Source organism: Streptomyces sp. AcH 505, from assembly GCF_000818175.1.
GTDB lineage: Bacteria > Actinomycetota > Actinomycetes > Streptomycetales > Streptomycetaceae > Streptomyces.
Genome location: NZ_JTIY01000015.1, coordinates 1 through 19,974, shown reverse-complemented (window position 1 = coordinate 19,974; position 19,974 = coordinate 1). Strand labels below are relative to the sequence as shown.

Annotated in this window: 21 protein-coding genes; 10 read left to right on the top strand and 11 right to left on the bottom strand. The window is 71.0% G+C overall.

The genetic code is table 11. The features are described from left to right. Positions 1 to 968: aldo/keto reductase (locus HY68_RS38460; protein ID WP_042002312.1), on the bottom strand; the 968-nt coding region annotated here is incomplete at its 3' end. An 83-nt stretch (positions 969 to 1,051) separates the two neighbouring features. Here HY68_RS38460 and HY68_RS38455 point away from each other — a divergent pair. Further along, a complete protein-coding gene (locus HY68_RS38455; protein ID WP_042002310.1) occupies positions 1,052 to 1,465 on the top strand; it encodes a MerR family transcriptional regulator in 414 nt (137 codons plus the stop codon). Beyond that, entirely contained in the window at positions 1,462 to 2,274 is an 813-nt protein-coding gene (locus HY68_RS38450) for a phosphotransferase (protein ID WP_198533566.1), read from the top strand. The genes HY68_RS38455 and HY68_RS38450 overlap by 4 nt, the downstream gene beginning before the upstream one ends. Here HY68_RS38450 and HY68_RS38445 read toward each other — a convergent pair. Further along, the gene (locus tag HY68_RS38445) at positions 2,240 to 2,809 is read right to left on the bottom strand and encodes a TetR/AcrR family transcriptional regulator (protein WP_042002308.1); all 570 of its coding nucleotides are present in this window, start codon (positions 2,807 to 2,809) and stop codon (positions 2,240 to 2,242) included. The two genes, HY68_RS38450 and HY68_RS38445, sit on opposite strands and share 35 nt — an antisense overlap. Positions 2,810 to 2,903: 94 nt before the next feature. Here HY68_RS38445 and HY68_RS38440 point away from each other — a divergent pair, with 94 nt between their 5' ends. After that, positions 2,904 to 3,833, top strand: coding sequence for an NADP-dependent oxidoreductase (locus tag HY68_RS38440; RefSeq protein WP_042002305.1), 930 nt, complete (start codon positions 2,904 to 2,906; stop codon positions 3,831 to 3,833). Here HY68_RS38440 and HY68_RS38435 read toward each other — a convergent pair. The 3 genes from HY68_RS38435 to HY68_RS38425 all read right to left on the bottom strand — a co-directional run bounded on the left by HY68_RS38435 (position 3,823) and on the right by HY68_RS38425 (position 7,623). Next, complete coding sequence (locus tag HY68_RS38435) at positions 3,823 to 4,320, bottom strand: GNAT family N-acetyltransferase (protein WP_042002302.1); 498 nt, start codon at positions 4,318 to 4,320, stop codon at positions 3,823 to 3,825. The two genes, HY68_RS38440 and HY68_RS38435, sit on opposite strands and share 11 nt — an antisense overlap. A gap of 82 nt (positions 4,321 to 4,402) precedes the next feature. After that, entirely contained in the window at positions 4,403 to 5,302 is a 900-nt protein-coding gene (locus HY68_RS38430) for an LLM class flavin-dependent oxidoreductase (RefSeq protein WP_042002300.1), read from the bottom strand. Beyond that, positions 5,299 to 7,623, bottom strand: coding sequence for an LLM class flavin-dependent oxidoreductase (locus HY68_RS38425; RefSeq protein ID WP_042002297.1), 2,325 nt, complete (start codon positions 7,621 to 7,623; stop codon positions 5,299 to 5,301). The genes HY68_RS38430 and HY68_RS38425 overlap by 4 nt, the downstream gene beginning before the upstream one ends. A gap of 131 nt (positions 7,624 to 7,754) precedes the next feature. Here HY68_RS38425 and HY68_RS38420 point away from each other — a divergent pair, with 131 nt between their 5' ends. Then, on the top strand, positions 7,755 to 8,159 hold the full coding sequence (locus HY68_RS38420; RefSeq protein WP_052457583.1) for a helix-turn-helix domain-containing protein: 405 nt from the start codon (positions 7,755 to 7,757) through the stop codon (positions 8,157 to 8,159). Positions 8,160 to 8,180: 21 nt separating this feature from the next. Here HY68_RS38420 and HY68_RS38415 read toward each other — a convergent pair whose 3' ends face one another. Next, positions 8,181 to 9,044, bottom strand: a complete 864-nt coding sequence (locus HY68_RS38415) for a class I SAM-dependent methyltransferase (RefSeq protein ID WP_042002291.1) — start codon at positions 9,042 to 9,044, stop codon at positions 8,181 to 8,183. Positions 9,045 to 9,119: 75 nt separating this feature from the next. Next, positions 9,120 to 12,011 carry an AAA family ATPase gene (locus tag HY68_RS38410; RefSeq protein ID WP_078864227.1) on the bottom strand — a complete coding sequence of 964 codons (2,892 nt, stop codon included), beginning with the start codon at positions 12,009 to 12,011 and terminating at the stop codon, positions 9,120 to 9,122. Positions 12,012 to 12,504: 493 nt separating this feature from the next. Between HY68_RS38410 and HY68_RS38405 the strand changes: the two genes are divergently transcribed. Next, complete coding sequence (locus HY68_RS38405) at positions 12,505 to 12,900, top strand: alpha-L-rhamnosidase C-terminal domain-containing protein (RefSeq protein ID WP_042002288.1); 396 nt, start codon at positions 12,505 to 12,507, stop codon at positions 12,898 to 12,900. A 21-nt stretch (positions 12,901 to 12,921) separates the two neighbouring features. Here HY68_RS38405 and HY68_RS38400 read toward each other — a convergent pair whose 3' ends face one another. After that, the gene (locus tag HY68_RS38400) at positions 12,922 to 13,677 is read right to left on the bottom strand and encodes a class I SAM-dependent methyltransferase (RefSeq protein WP_042002317.1); all 756 of its coding nucleotides are present in this window, start codon (positions 13,675 to 13,677) and stop codon (positions 12,922 to 12,924) included. Between the two features lie 215 nt (positions 13,678 to 13,892). Between HY68_RS38400 and HY68_RS38395 the strand changes: the two genes are divergently transcribed. Further along, on the top strand, positions 13,893 to 14,642 hold the full coding sequence (locus HY68_RS38395) for a glucose 1-dehydrogenase (protein ID WP_042002286.1): 750 nt from the start codon (positions 13,893 to 13,895) through the stop codon (positions 14,640 to 14,642). 78 nt (positions 14,643 to 14,720) lie between these two features. After that, entirely contained in the window at positions 14,721 to 15,578 is an 858-nt protein-coding gene (locus HY68_RS38390; RefSeq protein WP_042002283.1) for a TIGR03620 family F420-dependent LLM class oxidoreductase, read from the top strand. Between the two features lie 16 nt (positions 15,579 to 15,594). Here the strand turns inward: HY68_RS38390 and HY68_RS38385 are convergent, their stop codons facing one another. Next, a complete protein-coding gene (locus HY68_RS38385) occupies positions 15,595 to 16,197 on the bottom strand; it encodes a TetR/AcrR family transcriptional regulator (RefSeq protein WP_042002280.1) in 603 nt (200 codons plus the stop codon). Positions 16,198 to 16,430: 233 nt separating this feature from the next. Here HY68_RS38385 and HY68_RS38380 point away from each other — a divergent pair, with 233 nt between their 5' ends. After that, positions 16,431 to 17,312: an NAD(P)-dependent oxidoreductase gene (locus HY68_RS38380; RefSeq protein WP_042002277.1), complete on the top strand. Its 882-nt coding sequence runs from the start codon at positions 16,431 to 16,433 to the stop codon at positions 17,310 to 17,312. Between the two features lie 61 nt (positions 17,313 to 17,373). Beyond that, positions 17,374 to 17,805 (top strand): Rrf2 family transcriptional regulator, encoded by a 432-nt coding sequence (locus HY68_RS38375; protein ID WP_042002274.1) that lies wholly within the window; start codon positions 17,374 to 17,376, stop codon positions 17,803 to 17,805. Positions 17,806 to 17,868: 63 nt separating this feature from the next. Here HY68_RS38375 and HY68_RS38370 read toward each other — a convergent pair whose 3' ends face one another. Both HY68_RS38370 and HY68_RS38365 read right to left on the bottom strand, forming a co-directional pair. Beyond that, complete coding sequence (locus HY68_RS38370) at positions 17,869 to 18,660, bottom strand: aquaporin (protein WP_063779765.1); 792 nt, start codon at positions 18,658 to 18,660, stop codon at positions 17,869 to 17,871. A gap of 135 nt (positions 18,661 to 18,795) precedes the next feature. Beyond that, positions 18,796 to 19,185: a VOC family protein gene (locus HY68_RS38365; protein ID WP_241778928.1), complete on the bottom strand. Its 390-nt coding sequence runs from the start codon at positions 19,183 to 19,185 to the stop codon at positions 18,796 to 18,798. A 97-nt stretch (positions 19,186 to 19,282) separates the two neighbouring features. On the opposite strand from HY68_RS38365, the gene HY68_RS38360 reads away from it, so the two are divergent. Next, a partial coding sequence (locus HY68_RS38360) for a hypothetical protein (RefSeq protein ID WP_042002271.1) occupies positions 19,283 to 19,974 on the top strand: 692 nt, incomplete at its 3' end.

Sequence of the window (19,974 nt, the reverse complement as noted above, 5' to 3'; positions counted from 1 at the left end):
CGGTACAGGTCCGTACCCGGCGGGACGATCGCGTCGATCCGGTCCAGTGCCGCGTCGTCGAGCGTCAGGTCGGCGCCCGCGAGCAGCGAGGTCAGCTGGTCCATCGTGCGCGGGCCGGTGATCACCGAGGTGACGGCGGGGTGCGCGGTGACGAAGGCCAGCGCGAGTTGGGGCAGGGAGCGGCCCAAGTCGTCGGCGAGCGCGATCAGTTCCTCGACAGCTTCGTACTTGGCCGCGTTGCCCGGGAGCTTCGGGTCGAAGCGGGCGGGGGCGATGGCGGGCCGGCCTGCGGTGAGATCGACCTGCCCGCCCTTGCGGTACCGGCCGGACAGGAAGCCGAAAGCGAGCGGGGAGAAGGTCAGCACACCCATGCCGGTGCGCTGTGCGACGGGCAGTACGGAGGCCTCGACGCCCCGGGCGAGCATGGAGTACGGCGGCTGCTCGGTGCGGAAGCGGTGCAGACCGCGGCGCTCGGCGACGTGGTGGGACTCGACGATCTCCTCGGCAGGGAAGGCCGAGCAGCCGAAGGCCCGGATCTTGCCCTGCTGTACGAGGTCCGTCAGGACGGACAGCGTCTCCTCGATGTCCGTACGGTGGTCGGGGCGGTGGACCTGGTACAGGTCGATGTGGTCGGTCTGCAGGCGGCGCAGCGAGTCCTCCACCTCCTGGACGATCCAACGGCGCGAGTTGCCGCCCCTGTTGGGGCCCTCACCCATCGGGAAGTGCACCTTGGTGGCGAGGACCACGTCGTCGCGGCGGCCACGGAGTGCCTTGCCGACGATCTCCTCGGACTCGCCTTGGGAGTACATGTCGGCGGTGTCGACGAAGTTGACTCCGCCGTCGAGGGCGGCGTGCACGATCCGTACGCAGTCGTCGTGGTCGGGGTTGCCGACGGCGCCGAACATCATGGCGCCGAGGCAGTACGTGCTGACTTCGATACCGGTGCCGCCGAGGACGCGATAGCGCATGGTGGAGCTCCTTTGTCGCTGGGTTCACGGCGGACTCTAGGAGCTGGAGTCGGCTCTAGATCAAGCCTCTTATGCTGGTTCGTATGACCGAACTGAGCATCGGCGACGTGGCCCGGCGTACGGGTCTGAGCGTGCACGCCCTGCGCTTCTACGAGCGCGAGGGCATCCTCACGACGCCCGTGCGGCGCAATTCCGGTGGTCGGCGGCTGTACGGGGAGGAGCACGTCGACTGGCTCACGCTGTGCACCTTCCTGCGGGCGTCCGGCATGCCGCTTCCCGAGATCCGGCGCTACACGGAGCTGGTCAGGGAGGGCAGGGGCAACGAGGCGGAGCGGCTGGAGCTGATGCGCCGTCACCAGGAGCTGCTGGCGCGGCAGATCGCGCGGCTCGGCGAGTGCATGGACCTGATCAGCCACAAGGTGCGGGTGTACGAGGACATCGTGTCCGCCGCCGATCCCGGGTACGAGTGCGTGGGTCCCGGGCCGGTGCAGGATTGACGCCTGTCGGGGGTGAGCGGGCGGATCTTCCGCCGCTGCGGGACGCACTTCGCGCCTGGGGCGGACCGCGCGTCGTCGGACGGCTGGGCGGCGGGCATCGCAACGAGGTGGTCGAGGTCGCCGGGGACGACGGCCGGCGGCTGGTCGCCCGGCGCAGCGGACGCTCCGACGCCGCGCTGGACTGGGAGTTGGACCTGATCGAGCGGCTGGACGGCCTCGGTTTCACCGTCCCCGCTGTGGTTCCCGCGCCGGACGGCCGCCGCCGGGTGGCGGGCGTTGTCGTACAGGAGTGGCTGGACGGCGATCCGCCCGGCGCCGGGGACTGGGCGGCGGTCGCCGGTGAGCTGCGGCGGCTGCACGCGGTCACGGCGGGGTGGCCGCAGCGTCCCGGCTTCCGGTCCAGTCAGGAGCTGCTGCGGTACGAGCGTGGCGGCGACGTGGATCTCACGGCGATGCCCGAGGCCGCGGTCCGCGCCTGCCGGGACGCCTGGCAGCAGTTGGCCGACGTGCCGTTGGCGGTCGTCCACGGCGATCCGGGCCCCGGCAACATCCGGGTGACCCGGGACGGCGCCATCGGCTTCCTGGACTGGGACGAGGCCCGGATCGACCACGTCGACCTGGACCTGGCGGACCTGCCCACCGCGGTCCTCTCCGACGACCGGCAGCGGCGCGCCGAGGCGGCCGTCCACGCCTGGGAGGCGGCGTGCGGATGGAGAGCGGAACCGGACTACGCACGCGGCCGACTCGCCCGCCTTCGCTCGGACAGGCCTGAGGTCAGCACGAGCCGGTCGCCGTCCGTACCTCGGTGAACGCCTCGCGCACGAGTTCCCCGAAGTCGTCGCCGTCCGTCGTCTCGCTCCAGCGCTCGTAGGCCATCTTCATGGCGAGCCCGCCCAACTCCGCGGCCACGCAGGCGATCAGCTCGGGGACGCCGCGTTGCTCCAGCGCGTCCGTCATCGATCCGGTGAGGCCGAGGCCTTTCAGCGCTTCGCGTTCCCGTAGTTCCGAGTTGGCTTCGATCACGGCCCGTCTGCGGGCGGTGAATTCGCGGCGGGCCGGGGGGAACGCTTCCTTCCCCGTCGCATACAGACCGTGGACCACCGCTTCGAGCGGCGTGGCGGCCACTGGCGCGTCGGCGATCCCCTTGGCGAGCAGTGCGGTCAGCGTGGCTCCGCCGAAGAGGACCTCCCGCTTGTCCTGGAAGTGCCGGAAAAAGGTGCTCTTCGTCAGCCCGGCGCGCTCCGCGATCTCGATCACCGTCGTGCGCTCGTAGCCGCGCTCCTCGAACAGTTCGACGGCGGCGAGGACGAGTCGCTCTGATGCGTTGGGCTGCCAGCGGGCCATGTGGAAAGTCTACGGCACTTGGTCCCGTCACTGATGTATGGTGATGGGACCAAGTCCCATCACCATGTTCGTCCGCCCCACTGGAGGTAGTGCCATGAGCCGAGCCGTCGTCTATCAGACATTCGGAGGACCCGAGGTGCTGGAGCTGCGTGACGTTCCGGAGCCGCACGCGGGTCCGGGGGAGGTGCGCGTCCGGGTGACGGTCGCCGGCCTCAACCCGATGGACGGGGCCATCGCCTCGAACCCCGAGCTGGCGGCGCTGTTCGGCGTCAGCGTGCCGAGCGGCTTCGGGTACGACTTCGCCGGCGTCGTGGACGAGGCCGGAGTCGGCGTTGAAGGATTCGCCGTGGGTGACCGGGTCTTCGGCGGCGCGATGGCGAAGGCCGCCGCCGACTTCCTCGTACTGAACATCCCGGCTGCGCAGCCCGACGAGCTGTTCCACACACCGGACGGCATCAGCGACGAGGTGGCGGCCACGGTTCCGGTGGCAGGACTGACCGCCGCAGCCGCTCTGGAGGCGATCGGTCCGCGTCCCGGAGAGACCGTCCTGGTCGGTGGCGCCGCCGGTGGCGTGGGGGTGTTCGCCGTGCAGCTCGCGAAGCTCGCCGGCGCCCGGGTGATCGGCACCGCGTCGGAGAGCACATTCGACTTCCTGCGGGAGTTGGGCGCCGAGCCGGTGGCGTACGGTCCGGGCCTCGCGGACCGGGTGCGGGCGGCGGCTCCCGACGGCGTGAGCGCCGCGACGGATCTCTTCGGCACCGAGACGGCCGAGACCGCGCTGGCGCTCGGCGTACCGGCCGAGCGGATCTCCACGATCGCCGCAGGCGCGAACCCGCCCGGCGGTGTGCGCGCGACCGGAGGCAGCGAGGCGGGACCGGCCGCCCTGGGCCGGATCACCGACGCGCTCCTCGCCGGGAAACTCACCGTGCCCCTCGCCGCGGTCTACCCGATCGAGGAGATCCGCGAGGCCGTGACCCTCCAGTCCGGACGGCACGTCCACGGCAAGATCCTGGTCACGATGTGACGACGTCTCCGGGCAGCGGCTTGCGGAGGATGTAGTTGAGGCCGAACTCCGTCTCGCTCTCGCCGACATCGGTGTAGCCCAGCTTCAGATAGAACCGGTGGGCGGTGATGCTGGCACCGGTCTCCATGTGGTCGTATCCGTCCCGCACGGCCAAGACCTCTATGTGCCGCATGAGGTGGCGGCCCACGCCCAGCCCGGCCGCGTCCGGGTCGACGAACATCGTGTAGACCTTGTTGCCGTCCCGGGAAACGGTGCCGAGGATGTCGTCGCCCTTGGCTTCGTCGCCCTTGGTTTCGTCGTCCTCAGCCACGTAGATGAGGCGGCTTCCGGACAGCTCGATCAACTTCTCGGCCGTGTAGTGCGCGCACAGCCTGTCGATGATGTCGGCCGAGTAGTCACGGCTGTTCACCTCACGCAGACAGCGCTGGACGATCTCGGCGAGCCGTGGGGCATCGCCGGGACGAAACGGTCGGACGCTGACCGACATGGCACTTCCTTCTGTTGCTTCTGTTGACTGTTCACTGTTGCCGGCTCGGCGGGCGCGGGTGAGGCAGCGGGCGCCGGGTGAATCAACGGCCTCGGGCGGCGCGGACCAGTTCGCGGGCTGCGGGGGCCACTTCCTGGCCGAAGACCTCGATCGCCGCCGGGTCGTCGTCCATGAGGAGGAAGCCCGACACACCCGTGGTGAGGGCGACTTCGGCGATCTGCTCGGACCAGTGCGCGGGCGGACCGTCGAAGGTCCCGCCGGCGTTCGGTGCGAAACGGCCGCCGATGTTGAGCAGTCGGGTGATCGCCGCGGGGTCACGCTCCGCCTCGGCGGCGCCCGTGTCGACCTGCTCGCTCATCTTGGTGAGCGAACTCAATCCTTCGGGAAGGTAGTTCAGTGACGGCAGCCAGCCGTCGGCGACCCGTCCGGTCAGCCGCAGCATGCGCGGTCCGTAGGCGCCGACGTGGATCGGCACCTGCCGGGTCGGGGTGGGGCCGCGGTGCACACCCGTGACGCGGTAGAACGTGCCGTCGAACGTGAACGCGCCGCGCTCGTCCGTCGCCCACAGGCCGCGCAGTACGGTGATCGCCTCCTCCAGCGCGTCGACCGATTCGCGCTTGGTAAGACGCGGACCGCCCATCGCCACGACGCCGTCCAGGAACGCACCGGCACCGAGACCGATCTCGACACGCCCGCCGGACAGGCGGTCGAGGCTCGCCGCGGCGCGGGCGAGCGTCGCGGGTGGCCGCAGGGGCAGGCTCAGGACGTCCCCGACGACGCGCAGGCGTCGGGTGCGCGCCGCGACGTAAGACATGAGCGTCCAGGTGTCCTGGAGCTTCGGCTGGTACGGGTGGTCCTGGAAGCCCACCAGGTCGAGTCCTGCGTGCTCGGCGACGACGGCCAGCTCGACGGGCCGCTGGGCCGGGGTCGCCACGGGGGAGATGAAGGCGCCGAAGGTCAGGTCGTGTCCGTGGTCGGTCATCGTGTTCCTCCTGAGGGTGCGGCCGGGGTGGTGGCCGGGGAAGGTGCCGGGGTGATGGCGAAGTTGTCGTCGAAGACCGAGTCCGGGTCGTACACCGCCTTCAGGGCGCGCAGCCGGGCGAGGGTCTTCGGCGGCCAGGCCTGCTCGATCCGCTCAGGTCGCAGGCTGCTGTCGAAGCTGAGGTAGCTGCCTTCGAAGAAGGGCTCAAGCTCCGCCCAGAGGGCGTCCACGACCGCGTCGTGCCCGCCCATCAGCACGACGGAGAAGTTGGCGTCCCGATGGGCGAAGGCGGTGGCGTCCGGGGCGACGTCGCCGACGGCGCCGCCGAGCGCCCGGATCTGGAACCAGTGCGCCGAGCCGCTCGCTATGACCCGGGCGGCGGCCGCCGCGAACTCGGGCGTGATGTGCCGCAGCAGTCCGCTCCGCGAGACCGGCTCGCCCTGCGACTGTGGTTCGTCGTCGCTCGCGTTCGCCATGATCGCCGCGTACGGGAGGATCTGCGCCTGCTGGGCGTAGAGCTGCCCGAGCCCGGCGAGCGGCTGCAGCCGCGCGAGGACCGTCTCCGGATCGTCGGAGTCGACCACGGTGCGGCTGAGTGCGATCGGCGGCTGTCCGCCGCGCGTGGGCGGCATGATCAGGAAGCTCGTCACGTCGCGTGGGGAGCTTTCGACGAACTGACCCCAGTCCACCAGAAAGCGTGCGCGGTCACCGGCGTCCTGGGTCAGCTCGGCGTAGCCGACCGGGCCCACCTCGTCGGCCTCGAACTCGAACGAGGTGACGATCCCGAAGTTGGCGCCGGCGCCGCGCACGGCCCAGAACAGGTCGGTGTTCTCCGTGGCGCTCGCCCGCACGACCGAGCCGTCGGCCAGCACCATCTCCACCTCACGCAGGTGGTCGATGGTGAGTCCGTGGGCGCGTACGAGATATCCGATGCCCGCCGCCGTGGCCAGGCCGCCCACGCCGACACCGCCGTAGTCGCCGGAACTGAGCGCCCATCCGTACGGGTTCAGCGCGGCGGCGACGTCCATCCAGCGAGCGCCGGGGCCGATGCGCACGCGGCGGGCCGTCTCGTCGACGACCTCGATGGTGTTCATCGCCGAGACGTCGATGACGATGCCTCCGTCATTGGTGGAGCGCCCGGAAATGCCGTGTCCCGCGCTGCGTCGCGACAGCGGCAGCTCGGGGTGCAGCCGGGCGAAGGCGAGTGCGGCGACCACTTGCTCGACGCCGGCCGCGCGCAGCACCACACCCGGCGCTCCGCCGCGGAGGTAACCGGAGCGGAAGCGGCCGTAGGTCAGATCGCCGGGCTCGACCACCTCCGCCAGACCTGCGGGCACGTTGTCGTAGTCGACGCCGGTCCGCCGTCTCGCGCGCACGGCGGCGCTGCGGATCCTGACGCCCGCCGAGCCGTGCGGCAGCGCCGCGTCAACGGCGGCCCGCAGTGCCGGGACGACCTCCCGCGCGAAGCGGGTGAGCGTGTCGGGGTCGTCCGTGTCGATCATGATCGTCCCCACCCCGTGGTCGACGACCAGCGGCAGCAGATCGGCGACCCACTCCCCCGGCGTGCCGGTGAACGGGGCGCCGCGGTGGCCGAACCGGCCGCTGATCGTGATCTCCCGCCGGATCTCACGGGGGTCGCGCCCTGCCGCGCGGGCCGCGTCGTCGATCGTACGGTTGGCCTCTTCCAGCGCGGCCGCCCCGTCGTAGGTGGTGACCCACCCGTCGAACCGCCGGCCCGCCAGCTCCAGCATCTCCTTGCGGTCCCCGCGCATCGAGATCGGGACCTCGTGCGCCGGTGCGGCCTTCTGGGCTCCCGACACGCGGAAGACGCTGCCTGCCGTACCGGCGAGCCCTCGGTCACGGACGTCCCAGAGCGCCTGGATCACGTCGAGTGCTTCCCCCACAACGCCAGCGAGGTCGGAGCGCGGACCGTACGATCCCTCGTCGGGCCGCATCGCGTCCGGCTCATCGGCGGCTCCGAGTACCAGCTCCATCCTGCCGCCGGTCAGCCGGTCAAGGCTCGCGACCGCCCGCGCCAGCATCGCCGGCTCCTGTGCGGACAGTGCGGGCACGTGGGGCGCCTCCGCCCGCAGCCCGATCTTGTCGGTGTGCGCCGCGGTCCAGGACAACGCCGTCAGGACATCCTGCTGAGGCCCGTCACCTGGGGTGCGGATGCCGATCTGGTCGTAGCCCAGCTCCTCGGCGAGGCGGGCGGTGGCCGCGATGTTCGCCTCGCCGGTGGCTCCGCCGGCGGCTGTGTCGCCGGTGGCGTCCGGGGCGCTCAGGCGGGCGCCGAACCGCAAGGCGTGCTGGTAGTTCATCGCTGTGTCCTTGGCGTCGAGGTGTGCGAGGTGTGCCGTACGACTCCGACGATCCCCGGAGATCGCGGTATCGGCAAAGACGAGGTGAGTAACTCACCAATGGTAAGTCGCTAGGTGTACCGTCAGATGGTATGAACACTGAGGAGCACGTGGGCGAGGGGCTTGCCACTCCCCTCTCCGGCCGCACAGCACCGGGCTTCGAGCACATCGACGAAGAGCTGTGCCGGAGCTTTCGCCGGTCGGCCGAGCTCGTCGGCCGCAAGTGGACCGCCGGGATCCTGCTCGCGGGGATGCTGGGGGCCCGCCGGTTCATCGAGTACCGGGCCCATGTCGACGGAATCTCCGACAAGCTGCTGACCCAGCGCCTGCGCGAGCTGGAGGCCGAGGGGCTGCTGGAGCGGCACGTGGCACCGACCACGCCGGTGCTCGTCACCTACCAGCCGAGCGAGCGGGCCGCGGGCCTGATGCGCGCGCTGCATCCGCTGGTGAAGTGGAGCATCGTCGATCAGAAGCTGGCCCGGGCGGCGAGGACCTGACCGCTGCGGTACGCCGGCACGTCAGCGCCTGTCGTCCGGCTTCCGCCAGGTCTTGATCTCTGTTGCCGGGGGACACTCGGCGAAGCGGTCACCGGGGGACGCCGTACGAAGGAGCGCCCGGAGGTCCTGCTCGAAGTCGGGCAGTGCGTCCCCGAAGAGATGCGGCGCCGAGGAGGAGAGGGAGAAGACCCACGCCACGAGGTCGTCCGCGCTGCGCTCCACCACCGGCCCGGCCGGGACGACGTGGGTCGCGAAGGCGGTGAACCCTGCGTTCGACACGACCAGGCTCTCGCCGCCCGGTGTGCCGTTGGGCAGCGTTCCCCGGCCGGCCCGGCGCACCGGGCCGAGATACCGGCGTACCAGTGCGCGGATCCCGGCGTACGGCGGAGGAGGGTACGGAGCTGAGTCCGGCGCCGACTGCGGGACGGACGCGCCGGACGGGTCCTTCAGGTCGCCGATGTGCACGAACGAGCCGCCTGGTTCCAGCATCTCCAGCACGGTTGCCGCGACCTGGTCCCGGTCCGTCCAGTGGAAGGAGTTCGCGAACACGACGACGCGGAACTCCCCCAGGCCGGCCGGCAGATCCTCCGCGCGGGCGCGCTTCCAGCGCGCGTTGGACACGCCACGGCGCACGGCCTGTCGTTCGCCCTCGGCCAGCATGTCCTCCTCCGGGTCGATACCGACGGCCTCGGTGAAGAACCCCGCCACGGCGAGGAGCACCGTGCCGGGACCGCAGCCGACGTCGAGGAGCCGGCCCCTGCCGTCCAGGCCGACGGCGCCGGCCAGTGTCTCGGCGAAGCCGGGGGCGTACGGCAGCCGGCCGCGCTCGTAGAAGGCGGCGCTCCCCCGGAACAGGGTGCTGTCCCACTGCCGGCCGTCAGGCATCGCGCGTTTCCCCTCAATGCGTCGTTGTGGTCGTGCCCCGTCGTGCCCGGTGCGGGCCTGGCTCAGGCGCAGTGCTCAGGCGCAGGGCGGCCGGTAGGCGATGCCCGGCAGGTAGCGGTGCCACTGGCCCGGGGTGATGGTCGGGCGGGCCGTCGCGCAGGCCCGTCCGATGACGCCGGTGAAGTCGACCGGAAGCGTCCGGACCAGGCCGTCGTAGACGCCGGTGAACAGGGTACGGTCGTCCGCCGCGAACGCCACAGCGCTCACGGCGGTGGTGTATCCGGTGAGTTTGGCCCGGACGACGGGTCTGCCCGGGCGGGTGACGTCCCACACGAGCACCGTCCGGTCGTCGCTGCCCGTGGCGAGGGCCCGGCCGCCGGGGCTGAAGGCGATCCCGCCCACCACGTCGCTGTGGCCGGGGAGTTCGGCCAGCTTCCGGGGGTGGGACGGATCGTCGGTGCTCCACAGCCGTACGGGGCTGTCGCCGCCCCCGGAGGTGGCGAGGACGTTCGCGTGCGGACTGAAGGCCACGCCGAGCGCGATGATGTCGTGCGCCTGCCACTGCGAGAGTTTCTTGGGCCGGTGCGGGTCCGTCACGTCCCACAGTTGGACCGCCTGGTCGTCGCCGGCCGTGGCGAGCATGCCCGCGTCGCGGTCGAACGCGACCGAGCGGACCGTCGCGGTGTGTCCGCCAAGGCGCGCGAGCTGGGACGGGTGTCCGGGGTCCCTGACATCCCACAGCCGGGTCGTACGGTCGGCGCCGGCACTGGCGAGGGTATGTCCGTCCGGGCTGTAGGCCAGCGAGCGGATCGCTCCGGTGCGGCCACCGAAGACGGCGAGGGCCACCGGTCCCGCCGGGTCGGCGAGGTCGAAGGTACGGATCTCGCCGCTCGCGTCCGCCGCCGCGATTACCCGTCCGTCGGGGCGGGCGGCGACGGACCAGACCGTGCCGTGGAACACCTCCAGCGAACTGAGAAGCCGGTGTGCGGAGCCGCTGACGTCCCACAGCCGGACGGTTTGGTCACCGCCGCCGGTGGCCAGGAGGTGCTGCCCCGGCACCGCGGCCAGGGAGACGGCATCGGCCCGGTGGGCCGCCCACGCGGCCATGAGCGTACTGAGCAGGTTGTCCCGGGTCCGGCCCTGCCGCGCCAGCCGGTGCGCCGCAAGGGCGACTTGAACGGCGAGCGCCGGGTCCTTGTGCTCCAGGTCGCTGGCCCGGTCCGCCGCGTTCAGCGCGACCGCCACGTTGCGCTGGCGCGACACCTTTCCGTTGGCCCGCAGGGCGTAGTAGCTGGTGCCCGTTGCGAGCAGCAGGAGCACGGACAGCAGGGCGGTCAGCAGCCGCAGTTGGCGGGCTCTGCGGCGGGCCATGGCGGCGTCGGCGCGCTCCGCCGCCAGGCTTTCGTCGAGGAACGCCCGCTCGTTCGCGGTCAGTCCCGGTGCGCCCTGGTCCGTGAGCTGACGTGCCAGCGCGAGCCGCGTGCCCCGGTACAGCGCACCGGGGTCCCGGCCGAGGGACTCCCATGTCCCGGCCGCCTCGGTCAGCTGCCGGGAGGTGCGCAGCAGTTCGCGGTTCTCGCCGAGCCAGCGCCGCAGCCGTGGCCAGCTGCGGATCAGTGTCTCGTGGGTGATCTCGACGCTTTCGCCGTCGAGGGCGATCAGCCGTGCCTGTACGGCGCGTTCGAGTACGGCCGTGGTGTCCTCGTCGGAGTTCAGCTCCGTACGGGGGATGCGGCGGCGGGTGTCCTCCGCGCCTTCGCCGAGTGCGGTCAGCCGCTGGAACAGGTGCCGGGCGATGTCCTGGCGGGCGGGTGTGAGGTCGGCGTAGAACGCCTCGCCCGTCTGGGCCAGCGATCCCTCGATGCCGCCGACCGCGCGGAACCCGTCGAGGGTCAGGACGTTGCCGCGCCGGCGGCGCCAGGTCTCCAGCAGGGCGTGGGAGAGCAACGGCAGGGCCGCGGCGCGTCCCTGGACCTGTCCGATCAGATGCGCGAGCAGTTGGCCCTCCACCCGGCATCCCGCCTGGACGGCCGGCCGGACGATCACACTGTGCAGTTCGTCCACGCTCATCGGGCCGACCGTGACCTGCGCGTCACGGAACGCCTCGACCAGTTGGCCGTGTTCGGCGCAATGCGGGTAGAAGTCGGCGCGTACGCCAAGGACGATCCGGCCCGCGCTGTTGGACGCGCGGGCGACGGCGACAAGCGCCGAGATGAAGCGCGTCCGCTCCTCCTGGCTGCGGCAGATGGTGAACAGCTCTTCGAACTGGTCGACGACGATGACCGTTTCGGCGCCCTCGGGTTCGTGCGTGGCCAGCTGGCGGAGCGTCAGGTGCAGATTCTCCGGAGCCGTCGAGAAGTCCTGGTGGAGTCTGCCGGGCGTGGTACGGGCGGGGCCCGCGAGCCGCACGGCGAGTTCTTCCAGGGGGTGCAGGCCAGGGGTGAAGGTGATGACGCGACAGCCCGCGGACCGCAGCCGGGGCAGCAGACCGGCGCGCAGCACGGACGACTTGCCCGCGCCTGAGGCGCCGAAGACGGCGACGAACCGGCGCTCGGCCAAGGTCTTCGCCAGGTCCTCGACCAGCCGCTCGCGTCCGAAGAACCGGTCGGAGTCGTCGGCGCCGAAGGCGGCCAGACCGGCGTACGGCGGACGGTGCTCCTCGCGGCCCGCGTCCTCGTGACGCTCCGTGGCCGTGTCGGCGGCGAGTTCCGCCGCGACGTGGTGCCAGCGCTCCTCCCACTCGTCGACGTCTCCGCCGCAAGCGCGTACGTAGGCAAGGGTCACGTCGAGCGTCGGGAGTCGGTGTCCGGCCGCCGCGCCGGACAGGGTGGCGATGGAGTAGTGCGCCCGCGCCGAAAGGGCCCGGTAGGACGGGGACCCGGCGCTGCCGCGCAACTGCCGCAGCTCCCTGGCCAGTCGCAACAGCGGCCCGTCGCCTCCGGTCAGTGGCGTCTCTCTGCGTGGCACGTACTCACCCCCACTCGCCCATTGTTCAGTATCCGTTTGTTCAGTGCCAGCTACGGAAAGCGAACAACGCCCGGCTGCTGGACCTGCTCCGGAGGCGGCCGACCGCCGCTGATCACACCGCACATGGAGGAGCCCTGTTGCACCCTTCACCCTCTCGTTGGGTTTTGGCGTTCGACGGCACGTGCGCCAACTGCCGCAAGATCTCCGGCGCGGTCGCACAGGCCTGCGACGGCAAGCTGACGGTGATGCCGCTGAGTGACGAACGCGTAAGCGGCCGGCGGGAACTGGCATTCGGCGCCGGTGCTCCGTGGGCGCCGACCCTGCTGCGGGTCGACGGCGCGTGGGTGCGCGGCTGGGCCGGCCCCGCCATGGCCGCCCCACTGCTGCGCAGGCTCGGACCATGTTCCACCGCCCGAACGCTGCGTGCCCTGGGGGAACTTCGGCGCCAGGACGCCCGGCACACCGGTCGGGGGGCCGGTGTGCCGCGACGACGATGTGGGAGGAGTGGGGGAACACCTCGCGCTCGCACGACCATGCCTTCCTGGGCACGGTCGACGACTGGCTCGACCAGCGCGTGGCGGGCATCGAGCCGGCGGCGCCCGGTTACACGAAGATCAAGGTCCAGCCGTATCCGGTCGGCGATCTCACGAACGCCTCGGCGCACGTGGAGTCCCCGCTCGGCCGGGTGAGTTCGGCCTGGACCCGCACACCCGGCCGCTTCACACTCGATGTACGGGTGCCGCTCGGCGCGACGGCGGAGATCCTCGTCCCGGCGCGCGACCGCCACGCGGTGCAGGCACCGCCCGGCGCGACGTTCGACAGCGTGCGCGACGGTTACGCCGTGTACCGGGTCGGCTCCGGCGACTACGTCTTCCGATCGGCCGCGTGACGAGGGTCGGCTGACGTCCTGTCAGCCGACCGGCTTCTCCCAGACCGAGATGTGCTTGGTGCTGTGCTCGGTGAAGGGCTCACGCGTCCAGCTCTCCCAGCGCTCGCGCAGCCGCAGGCCTGCGAGCTGGGCCATAAGGTCCAGCTCGGCGTGCCAGACGTACCGGAAGGGCGTCGAGTGGGCCTCGCCCCGGCCGTCCTCCGCGATGTCGATGTAGTGACAGGTCGCGTCCTGGGTGACGGTGTCGTAGACGGTGTAGGCCCACCCGGTCGGACCCGTGTGGAAGGGGACGATGTTCTGCCCGGCCGGGATCTTGCGCAGCTCCGGAACCATGACCTCGACGACGAAGCAGCCACCGGGTGCGAGGTGCGCGGCGACGTTGCGGAAGCAGGCGACCTGAGCGTCCTGGTCGGCCACGTTCATGATGGTGTTGAAGACGAGATAGGCGAGCGAGAACGGCCCGTCGGCCGCCGTGTCGACGGTCGTGGTGGCGAAGTCCCCGATGGAGACACCGATCGCCTCACCCCCGGGCTTGGCGCGCAGCCTCGCCACCATGGCCCGCGACAGATCGATGCCATGCACCGGAACCCCCCGCCGCGCCAACGGCAGAGCGATCCGCCCCGTACCGATCGCCAGCTCCAACGCCCGTCCCCCGTTGGCGAGTTCCGCCAGGAGATCGACGGTCTGCTCCACGATCTCGGCCTGGAACTCGGCGTCTGAGGACTGGTCGTACGTCTTCGCCACCCGTTCTCCGAAGTACCCGTCGTCGTCGGTCACCGAGCGACCGTACCCGTGCGGCATGACGATCCGCAGGCATTTTTCCGGCGGTACCCCGCCCGCCACCCGTCCGGCCGCGCCTTGACATCGCACGTGGTGCGACCTAGTTTCTTAGTGACCACTAAAAATCACCTCGGACCGGCCACACCCTTGATGTAATACACATTGTTACATCAAGGGCGCCGATCCGACTCCTGGACGCGGAGTACCAGATCATGGGACAGCTTGAGGGCAAGACCGCCGTCGTCACCGGCGGAACCAGTGGAATCGGCCTGGCCGCCGCACAGCGGTTCGCGGGTGAGGGAGCGCACGTGTTCGTGACCGGGCGCCGCAAGGAGACGCTCGACGCGGCAGTCGCCAAGATCGGCGCGAACGCGACCGGCGTACGCAGCGATGTCTCGGACCTCGGCGACCTCGACCGGCTCTACGACGCCGTCGGTCGGCGGGGCGGTGGGATCGACGTGCTGTTCGCCAATGCAGGCGGGGGTGAGTTCGCCACCCTGGAACAGGTCACCGAGCAGCATTTCGACGAGACGTTCGGCATCAACGTCCGGGGCATGCTCTTCACGGTCCAGAAGGCGCTGCCGCAGCTCAACGACGGCGCTTCCGTCATCCTCACCGGCTCGAACGCGAGCAGCCTGGGCAACGAGGCCTTCGGTGTCTACGCGGCGTCCAAGGCCGCGGTGAGGTCCTTCGCGCGCACCTGGGCCAACGAGCTCAAGGGCCGGGCGATCAGAGTCAACAGCATCAGCCCCGGCGCCGTGGACACCCCGGGTATCGACGGTCTCGCCGCCGACCAGGAGCAGGCGGACCAGCTGAAGACCTTCATGGCCGGCACCATCCCGCTGGCGCGCGTCGGCCGCCCCGAAGAAATCGCCGACGCCGCTCTCTTCCTCGCCTCGGACCAGAGCACCTTCATCACCGGCACCGAGTTGTTCGTGGACGGCGGACGCAACCAGATCTGACCGTTGCTACGACATCCGCGTCACAGCGGTCACTCACTTCGGCCATCACATCAGCATCAGGACGGGCAGGACAGCGCAATGCAGTTGGGACACACCGGGCTCTGGAGCATCGAGTTGCGGACGGCGGATCCGGGGCGGATCACCGACGCCGCCGCCGAGTTGGACGAGCTGGGCTGGGGAGCCCTGTGGATCCCGGGACTGGGCGGCGGTGACATCCTCGGCGACTCGGAGCGGCTGCTGCGCGCCACCCGCACGACGAAGGTGGCCATCGGCGTGCTGAGCATCTGGCGGCATCAGGCCGAGGAGATGGCGGGAGGGCACGCGCGTCTGCAGAGTGAGTACGGACGGCGGTTGCTGCTCGGGCTCGGCGTGAGCGACCCTGCGGCTGCCGAGGGCGCGGGACGCCCGTACCGCCCCCTGGCCGACATCGGCGCCTACCTGGACACACTGGACGATGCCCCGGTCCCGGTGCCCCGGAGCGAACGTGTCATGGCCGCGCTCGCCCCCAGGATGACCGAACTGGCAGGTCGGCGCACCGCCGGTGTGCACCCCTTCATGGTCACACCGGAGTACTCAGCCGCGGCCAGGGAACGGCTCGGGGCCGGTCCGCTGCTCGCGCCGTACCAGGCGGTGGTGCTGGAGAGCGACCCGAGCAAGGCACGCGCCGCCGCCCGTGGTTTCCTCGGGGGGTTTCTGACGATGGACCATTACGCGAAAAACCTGCTCCGGCAAGGCTTCACGGAGGACGACCTGACCGGCGGCGGAAGCGACAGGCTCATCGACGCCGTTGTCGCCCGGGGCGACGTGGAGGCCATCGGCAAGCGCGTCCAGGCGCACCACGACGCCGGCGCGGACCACGTGTGCCTGCATATCGTGGGCGCGGACTCCGGCGTCCCGATGGCCCAATGGCGTGAACTGGCCGCGCTCGTCAACTGACGCGAGCCGCCGCCGATCAGTCCGTGGCCGGCTGTGGCCAGACGGCCATGGCCACGTCGGCGATCTGGTGCAGTTGCTCGCGGGTCGCGCCGCCGGCGGCCTGGACCGCGATCCCCTGGTACACCGTGGCGAAGTAGCGGGCGAGCGCCTGGGCGTCGGTCCCCGCCGGGAGTTCGCCCGCTTCGCCCGCCCGCTGCAAGCGCTCCCGCAGGGCCGCCTCGCCACCCGCCCTGCGCGCTGCCAGTTCGTCACGGGCGGGCTCCGCACCCGGCGAGCACGCCAGAGCGCCCTGGACCGTGATGCAGCCGCGCGGATGGTCGGGGTGTGTCGTCGCGTCGGCGGCGCCGTGCAGCAGTGCCTCGACGGCGCCGCGCGCCGTGGGCTCGGCGAGAGCGTCGCGAATGTAGCGGGCGGGGCCGTCGGCGTAGTGGTCCAGGACCTTGCGGAAAAGCTGTTCCTTGTTTCCGAAGGCGTTGTACAGGCTCGGTGCGTTGTTGATGCCCATCGCCTTGGTGAGATCGGAGATCCCGGTTCCTTCGTAACCCTGGCGCCAGAACACCTCCAGCGCCCGGCCGAGAGCCACGTCGCTGTCGAAGCTGCGTGGTCGTCCCCCTGCCATCAGCGCCTCCCTGGCTTCAGCGGCATTTGTAGCACTGACTACAATACTCCGGCGCGGAGCAATCCGGTGAGCCCGCCTTCCCCGCGCGCCACGGTCCGTCGCCCTTTTTCGAATGGCCCAGGCTTACGCGGCGAGAGTGGACCACACGCCGAGGCCATTGGTCGCCTAGCGTAGTGAGTACGACCATGAGCGGCGCACACCCCGCTCGACCGGACCGGGCAGAGGAGGAAACCATGCGTGTATTCGTCGCGGGCGCGACCGGTGCGGTGGGCCGTCTGCTCGTCCCTCTGCTGCGGGACGCAGGGCACCAGGTCACGGGCACCTCTCGTACGCCCGCAGGCGCCGACCGCGTACAGCGGCTCGGTGCGTCAGCCGCCCAGGTGGACGTGTTCGACCGGGACAGCCTGCACGAGGCGGTGAAGGAGGCCGCGCCGGACGCGGTGATCCACCAGCTCACCGATCTGGCGGAGGCGAACGGGGAGGCGACGAACCGGCTGCGCGGCGAAGGGACCCGCAACTTGGTCGACGCGGCCACGTCCGCCGGGGTGCCGAGGATCGTCGTCCAGTCGATCTCCTGGGCGTACGCCCCGGGCGACGAGCCGGCCGACGAGACAGACCCGCTCGACCTCGCCGCGGCGGAGCCGCGCGGCAGGATCGCCGTCGGCATCCAGGCGCTGGAGGAGACGGCCGCCGAAGTGGGCACAGCGGTGTCGCTGCGGTACGGCGTCCTGTACGGCCCGGGCACCTGGTACGAGCCGGGCGGCCCGGCGGCAGCGGCGCTGGCCGGCGACCCGGACGCGCCGTTCCTCGGGAGCGTCGCTGCGGACGACTCCGTCAACTCGTTCCTGCACGTCGCGGACGCCGCTCGCGCCGCCGTCGCCGCGCTTGACTGGCCCTCCGGACCGGTCAACATCGTGGACGACGAGCCCGCGCCGGGACGTGCGTGGGTGCCGGTCTTCGCCGCCGCCCGTGGACTGCCGGCGCCGGAAGCCACTTCGGGACGGCAGGCCTGGGCGCGCGGAGCAAGCAACCGGCTGGCCCGGTCGCGGGGTTGGCGTCCGGAGCACTCGACGTGGCGCTCCGGCTTCGTGGCCCAGGACGCTCCGGTGATCTGACGGTCCGCCTCTCGTAACCACTGTCGTTGCGACTATGAAGCGCTCCGTGCACAATTGCGCGATGAGCGCCAACAGCAGACTGACGATCGCGGCACACGCCGTGGCCTGGATCGGGCTGTACCAGCAGCAAGGTCACGACGTCGCCACGTCGGAGCAGATCGCCGACAGCGCGAACACCAACCCCGTGGTGATTCGGCGCCTGCTCGGCCGGCTACGGGAAGCGGGGCTCGTCGAGTCGCGGCGCGGGGTGGGCGCGGGGTGGCGCCTGGCCCGGCGCCTTGAGGACATGACGCTGCTGGACGTGTACGAGGCGGTGGAGCCGAGCCCGCTGTTCTCCATGCACCACGCGCCGCCGAACCAGGCCTGTGTGGTGGGCGCGGGAATCCAGCCGGCGCTGCAGGAGATCTACGACGGCGTGGAGGACGGGCTGCGCGCCCAACTGTCACGGACGACGCTGGCCGACGTGCTCCGGGCGACCCTGGCGGCCCGATAGGCCGCCGCCCTGCCGGATAGGCCGTCGCCCTCCCGATAGGCCGTCGCCCTGCCGCGCTCCTCGCTAGTGGCTGCCTGCCGCCCCCTTCTCCCCGTCGTCACCCGCCAGCTTGTAGGTGAGGGGGCGGCAGGCGTTGAAGCGCCAGATGAAGAGGTGGAAGGTCGCGGAGCCGAGGACAGCGCCCAGGACGGGCGCGATCAGGTAGATCCACAGATCGGTGGTCTGTCCGGAGAACACTGCCGGGCCCAGTTGGCGGGCGGGGTTGATCGAGCCGCCGCTTCTGGGACCCAGCAGTGCGATCACCAGGGCTACGGACCCGCCGATGACGTACGGCAGCACGGGGACGGCGCGTGGGTACCCCAGGATGAAGCCGACCAGGACGATCAGCGCCATCATCGCTCCCGCCTCGGCGAGGAAGACGTCCGCAGGACGCCAGGTGGCGGCGGGCCTGATCACGGCGTGCGCGACCGAGGGGTGCGACACCGCGCCACCCCACACCAGCCGGGCCAGTCCTGTCCCGACCACCGAACCCGCGAGCTGGGCGAGGACGTAGGGCACGACACTGCGGCCCGGAAAGGCGTCCATCAGCCACAGGGCCACCGTCACACACGGGTTCATGTGTCCCCCGCTACGCCTGCCGGGCGGACTGAGGATCAGCGACGTCAGCACAGACCCGCTCACCACACCGATCACACCGAGCGCCACGTACAGGTCGGCGAGATAGAGGGCGGAGCCCGGATCGCGCAGCCAGCGCACGACCGTCACCGTGATGAACAACAGGACGGTCGTCAGGGCGAACTCGTCCAGCGCACGCGTCCACGGCAGCCGACGGGGAGGGGAAGGATCGGCACTCACCAAGAACTCCTCGCGTCCCGGCCGAAGTCAGCCCCGGCAGGACTATACGCAGACGCCGGCAGCGGCTGGAAGCATCGTGGGCCGTCCGGGTGTTTCGCGACGCGGGGCGCGGGGGGCGTCGTAGTCCCGCACGACTTACTCCGTCGCCGTCGGTCCGTAGTACTCGACCAGACAGAACTCATGGCCCTCGGGATCGGCCATCACGACGACGGCGCCTTCGTCGTAGTCGTGCCGTTCGCCGGTGAACCGGCCTCCGAGCGAGACGACTTGGGCCATGCCCTGGTCGATGTCGTCGACCGCGACGTCGAGGTGCAGGCGTACCTTGCCGTGCTTCGGCTCGGTCACGGGCTGGAAGACGAGGCGGGGGTGTGCGTCCCCGGGACGGCCGAGGTAGATCCAGCCGGGTTGGGAGGGCCCCTGAGGGCAGTCCAGCAAGGCGCTCCAGAAGCCCGCCACTCGCTCCACGTCCAGACAGTCGACGGTCACTCCGACCCAGTGGTTACGCGTCATCGCGTCAGTGTCCATGACGCGTTTGTCACCGTCGAACGGATTCCGGCCACCGCCTTGGGGCCGGACCCCCCGCGCTGCCGCCGGACGTTACGATTGCGGCCGGGAGAAACGAATGTTCGAGACGATGTACCGCAGCCAGGACCTGCCGCCGGGGGAACGTCTGGCCACGCTGAACGAGTTCTTCCTCTCCGGCGAGCACCCCATGGAGCTGGTCAGCGAGGCGCCGAAGGACTTCCACGCGACGGTGCGGGCGGTGGACCTCGCGGCTGTGAACGTGGTGGATCTGGCGCTTTCGGCGGCGGACGTGCTGCGAACGCCGAAGCTGATCCGGCGCGCCGATCCCGAACTCTACTGCGCCGTCATGCCGTTGGACGGGCATCTGGTGGTGAGCCAGGCCGGCAGGGAAGCGGTGCTGAGCGCGCCGGACTTGGCGCTGTACGACAGTTCGCGCCCGTTCCGGCTGCGGATCGTCGCCGGGGCGGAGCAGCACCCCCGGCTGCTGCGCGCACACATCCCCCGGGCCCTGCTCGCGCTGCCCCCGGCGGGCGTCGAGCGGCTTGTGGCGCGGCCGCTGTCGGGCCGGACGGGGTTCGGCGGCGTACTGGCCCAGTTCCTCACCGGAGCGACCACCGACGCCGGTGATTACCGTCCGACCGATCTGCCTCGGCTGGGTACGCTCGTCCAGGATCTGCTGACCGCCGTCATGGCCCACCATCTCGACGCGGAGGCCGAGGTGATGGACGAATCGCCGCAGCGCATGCTGATGATGCGCATCGACAGGTTCGTCCGCCAGCGGCTGGGGGG

What these genes read in the sequence shown, in the direction of transcription:
- HY68_RS38430 (WP_042002300.1), bottom strand. Translation starts at nt 5,302, where the DNA reads ATGACCGACCACGGACACGACCTGACCTTCGGCGCCTTCATCTCCCCC.
- HY68_RS38405 (WP_042002288.1), top strand. Translation starts at nt 12,505, where the DNA reads ATGTGGGAGGAGTGGGGGAACACCTCGCGCTCGCACGACCATGCCTTC.
- HY68_RS38420 (WP_052457583.1), top strand. Translation starts at nt 7,755, where the DNA reads ATGAACACTGAGGAGCACGTGGGCGAGGGGCTTGCCACTCCCCTCTCC.
- HY68_RS38375 (WP_042002274.1), top strand. Translation starts at nt 17,374, where the DNA reads ATGAGCGCCAACAGCAGACTGACGATCGCGGCACACGCCGTGGCCTGG.
- HY68_RS38455 (WP_042002310.1), top strand. Translation starts at nt 1,052, where the DNA reads ATGACCGAACTGAGCATCGGCGACGTGGCCCGGCGTACGGGTCTGAGC.
- HY68_RS38390 (WP_042002283.1), top strand. Translation starts at nt 14,721, where the DNA reads ATGCAGTTGGGACACACCGGGCTCTGGAGCATCGAGTTGCGGACGGCG.
- HY68_RS38365 (WP_241778928.1), bottom strand. Translation starts at nt 19,185, where the DNA reads ATGGACACTGACGCGATGACGCGTAACCACTGGGTCGGAGTGACCGTC.
- HY68_RS38385 (WP_042002280.1), bottom strand. Translation starts at nt 16,197, where the DNA reads ATGGCAGGGGGACGACCACGCAGCTTCGACAGCGACGTGGCTCTCGGC.
- HY68_RS38445 (WP_042002308.1), bottom strand. Translation starts at nt 2,809, where the DNA reads ATGGCCCGCTGGCAGCCCAACGCATCAGAGCGACTCGTCCTCGCCGCC.
- HY68_RS38395 (WP_042002286.1), top strand. Translation starts at nt 13,893, where the DNA reads ATGGGACAGCTTGAGGGCAAGACCGCCGTCGTCACCGGCGGAACCAGT.
- HY68_RS38435 (WP_042002302.1), bottom strand. Translation starts at nt 4,320, where the DNA reads ATGTCGGTCAGCGTCCGACCGTTTCGTCCCGGCGATGCCCCACGGCTC.
- HY68_RS38425 (WP_042002297.1), bottom strand. Translation starts at nt 7,623, where the DNA reads ATGAACTACCAGCACGCCTTGCGGTTCGGCGCCCGCCTGAGCGCCCCG.
- HY68_RS38415 (WP_042002291.1), bottom strand. Translation starts at nt 9,044, where the DNA reads ATGCCTGACGGCCGGCAGTGGGACAGCACCCTGTTCCGGGGGAGCGCC.
- HY68_RS38440 (WP_042002305.1), top strand. Translation starts at nt 2,904, where the DNA reads ATGAGCCGAGCCGTCGTCTATCAGACATTCGGAGGACCCGAGGTGCTG.
- HY68_RS38380 (WP_042002277.1), top strand. Translation starts at nt 16,431, where the DNA reads ATGCGTGTATTCGTCGCGGGCGCGACCGGTGCGGTGGGCCGTCTGCTC.